At 44.2% G+C, this 396-nt stretch carries 1 protein-coding gene; it reads left to right on the top strand.

Annotated features, from left to right (window positions below):
• Nucleotides 1-292: universal stress protein (locus AB4585_RS23255; RefSeq protein ID WP_372171150.1), on the top strand; the 292-nt coding region annotated here is incomplete at its 5' end.
• Between the last annotated feature and the right edge of the window lie 104 nt (nt 293-396).

Here is a 396-nt window from a genome sequence, read left to right as displayed (position 1 = left end):
AGTCTACACTGGACTGATTGAAGTTAATTTGGTTGATAGTCAGAGCGCGACCACTAAGCTTTCCACTAAAAAGCTACAAGATTTGAGCGAAAAGCTCGATTATCCAGTGAGTAACACTCTCGTGGGACGTGGTGATTTGGTCGAAGAACTTTCAGATGCAATAAAAGAAAGAGGATTTGATTTGGTTGTCTGTGGACACCATCATGACTTCTGGGGCAAGTTGCTTTCCAACACTCGCCACATGATTCATGACATGCCTATCGACCTATTGGTGGTACCGCTTCAAGATTAGTTCTGGGACAGTCCTGGAACAGTTCTAAGTTGGTTCTAGGATAGCTCTGGAATTAATGGAGATGATTTGAGGCTACGCGAATAGAGGTAGCCTCAACCACCTCA

It is taken from the genome of Vibrio sp. 10N.222.49.C9, assembly GCF_041474985.1.
GTDB classification, from domain to species: Bacteria; Pseudomonadota; Gammaproteobacteria; order Enterobacterales; family Vibrionaceae; genus Vibrio; species Vibrio crassostreae_C.
Note: the sequence above shows the minus strand (reverse complement) of the source record. Positions and strands in the feature narration are given on the sequence as shown.